We start from the raw sequence: 2,702 nt of genomic DNA on the forward strand, positions 1-2,702 counted from the left end.
TTTAATCACATTTTGAGTGGCAGTGTGAACTTTTATGAATAATATTCTTTTATTTGGTTTATGCGTTGTTGTGCCAGTGCTTATTCCTTTAATCATCGCATTATTAGTGGCTGTATTATGGAAAATAAAATAAGTACAAAAGGTGTATTCTACCTGCTTATGACAGCATTCTGCTGGTCACTTGCAGGTTTATTTATACGTGCAAGCCGCTTAAGTGGGCTGGGATTCTCAATGATGAGTTCTATTATCGCAATACCTCTTAGTATGATCATTCATCATAAGAAGCTGGTATTCAATAAAATGACAGTTACAGTGGGGGTCTTTCAGTTCCTTATGAGTTTAACATTCATCTATGCCAATAAGCTGACATCAGTGGCCAATGCGATTGTATTACAATACTCATCAACAATCTTTGTATTGATCTATCAATCTATAGATTTACGTAGATTACCGACAAAAAGACAAATGGGGATTATTGCGATTGTCTTTATCGGTATGGCACTATTCTTTGCGGATACTCTTTCCTTCTCGCATCTATTAGGAAATATACTCGCAATTATATCAGGAGCCTGCTTTGGAATGCAGTTCTACCTCAACAACAAAGAAGAGGCTGAAGCCTTCTCATCGACAATATTTGCTTATATGTTCTCTCTTACAGTAGGCTTGATTGTCTTTAGAGGACTTCCTGACTTCCATATCACTGATGCCTTTGGTGTATGTGGTTATGGTTTCTTTCCAATGTGTTTAGGCGGTATATTCCTCGCATTAGGTATTTCTTGTACAGAAGCTTTTACAGCCAATCTTATTTGCATGTTAGAAGTCATTTTAGCGCCTCTGTGGGCTTTTATCTTCTTCCATGAAACAATATCTGGTATCAGTTTAATTGGTGCAGGAATGGTTGTAGGAGGCATTATCTTAAACTTAATATTAGACTTTAAAAAAGCAGCCATCTAGGCTGCTTCTTTTGATTGTAGACCATTTCTATTTGGATATATTCATAATGTCCTCGATGGTCTTGTTTTTCAACAAATTGTCACACGCTTCATTGAGATCTACAAAAATAGAATCAATGGCTTGTTCTACTTTAGAGTCTTTAATGGCTTCTCTTCCATCTTCTCCATTGTGCCAAGTCACATGGATATAATCATTTGAGACAGATTTCGCAATCTCAGATAAAGTGATATCATCGGCTTCTTTATCAAGACGATATCCTCCATCAACACCTGCTTTAGCCTTAATAAGGCCAGCTTCTCTCAATTTGATCATAACACGTCTTACACGTACTGGATGAGTGCAAATATGCTTTGCAAGTTCATCGCTAGAAATAAGGTCTTGGTTTTTACCTAAATAGACGAGAGCGTGGACAGCAATACTAAAATCACTAGTCATACGTATCACCTCCATATAAAACTTCTATTATTATTTCCATTTACATAATAATGCCTTTTGTAAATATTTACAAGATTATTTTGGAAAAAATTTACTAATAACACTCAAAAAAAGCCCTTTATAATCAACACTTTTACAATTTTGACTGGAAAAATATTAAAAGAAAGCATATCATTCGTAGTCTTGTTCTAAAAGTGTTATGATAGTATTAGATAAAGGAGGAATTGAATATGAAATTCTATCGTTGTGAACATTGTGGTAACGTTATCACTCATTTTGTGGATTCTGGTGTACCAGTCGTTTGTTGTGGCGAACCTATGAAGGAATTAACACCAAATACAACTGATGCCGCAGTTGAAAAACACGTTCCTGTTATTAAAGTAGAAGGAACAAAAGTGACTGTATCTGTAGGATCAGTAGAACATCCTATGACTGAAGCACATTATATTACTTTAATCGTATTAGAAACTAAGAATGGTACTCAGTTTAAACAGTTAACACCTACTGATAAGCCTGAAGCTGTATTCTATATTGGTGAAGGTGATGAAGTTGTGGCAGCTTATGACTACTGCAATCTTCATGGTTTATGGAAAGCATAATAAAAAAGCAGAAATAAATTCTGCTTTCAGGACTGTTCATTTGAACAGTCTTTTTTAGTACTTTAATGCTTCTTCAATATCCTTGATTAAGTCATCTGGGTTTTCTAAACCAATAGATAAACGAATAAGTGTTGGATCAACACCTGCTTCTTTTAATTGTTCATCTGTCATCTGACGATGTGTATGGCTAGCAGGATGTAAAATACAAGTCTTTGCATCAGCTACATGAGTCACGATGTTAATAAGCTGTAGGTGATCCATGAAAGTCACTGCTTCCTTCTTATCGCCCTTTAAACCAAAGCACATAACACCGCATGTACCATGAGGCATATATTTATTTGCTGCTTCATGATATTTATCATCTTCTAGTCCTGGATAGTGGATCCATTCTACTTTTGGATGATTCTTTAAGTATGTAGCGACTTTTAAGGCATTTTCACAATGTACACGCATACGTGCTGGTAATGATTCAATTCCAATATTTAATAAATAACTATTAAATGGTGAAGGAATAGATCCTAAGTCACGCATTAATTGTGCAGTGGCTTTAGTAATATAAGCGGCCTTACCAAATCTCTTTGCATAAGTGATTCCATGATAACTATCATCTGGAGTAGTGAGTCCTGGGAACTTTTCTGCATGACTCATCCAGTCAAAATGACCACTATCAATAATAGCGCCACCAACACCGGATGCATGACCATCTAGATATTT

4 protein-coding genes are annotated in these 2,702 nt (G+C 35.6%); 2 read left to right on the plus strand and 2 right to left on the minus strand.

What is annotated here, in order from left to right:
• The first annotated feature begins 117 nt into the window (after positions 1–117).
• Positions 118–954 (plus strand): DMT family transporter, encoded by an 837-nt coding sequence (locus B2S90_RS06910; RefSeq protein WP_279147603.1) that lies wholly within the window; start codon positions 118–120, stop codon positions 952–954.
• A gap of 27 nt (positions 955–981) precedes the next feature.
• Here B2S90_RS06910 and B2S90_RS06915 read toward each other — a convergent pair whose 3' ends face one another.
• Positions 982–1,389, minus strand: a complete 408-nt coding sequence (locus tag B2S90_RS06915; protein ID WP_040389732.1) for an RrF2 family transcriptional regulator — start codon at positions 1,387–1,389, stop codon at positions 982–984.
• 230 nt (positions 1,390–1,619) lie between these two features.
• On the opposite strand from B2S90_RS06915, the gene B2S90_RS06920 reads away from it, so the two are divergent.
• Complete coding sequence (locus tag B2S90_RS06920; protein WP_055234150.1) at positions 1,620–1,988, plus strand: desulfoferrodoxin family protein; 369 nt, start codon at positions 1,620–1,622, stop codon at positions 1,986–1,988.
• A 54-nt stretch (positions 1,989–2,042) separates the two neighbouring features.
• On the opposite strand, the gene B2S90_RS06925 is transcribed toward B2S90_RS06920, so the two are convergent.
• Positions 2,043–2,702 (minus strand): PLP-dependent transferase (locus tag B2S90_RS06925; RefSeq protein ID WP_286696774.1); only part of this gene is annotated, 660 nt, incomplete at its 5' end.

Source organism: Catenibacterium sp. UBA627 (assembly GCF_002299355.1).
Classification (GTDB): domain Bacteria; phylum Bacillota_I; class Bacilli_A; order Erysipelotrichales; family Coprobacillaceae; genus Catenibacterium; species Catenibacterium mitsuoka.

What these genes read in the sequence shown, in the direction of transcription:
- B2S90_RS06915 (WP_040389732.1), bottom strand. Translation starts at nt 1,389, where the DNA reads ATGACTAGTGATTTTAGTATTGCTGTCCACGCTCTCGTCTATTTAGGT.
- B2S90_RS06910 (WP_279147603.1), top strand. Translation starts at nt 118, where the DNA reads ATGGAAAATAAAATAAGTACAAAAGGTGTATTCTACCTGCTTATGACA.
- B2S90_RS06920 (WP_055234150.1), top strand. Translation starts at nt 1,620, where the DNA reads ATGAAATTCTATCGTTGTGAACATTGTGGTAACGTTATCACTCATTTT.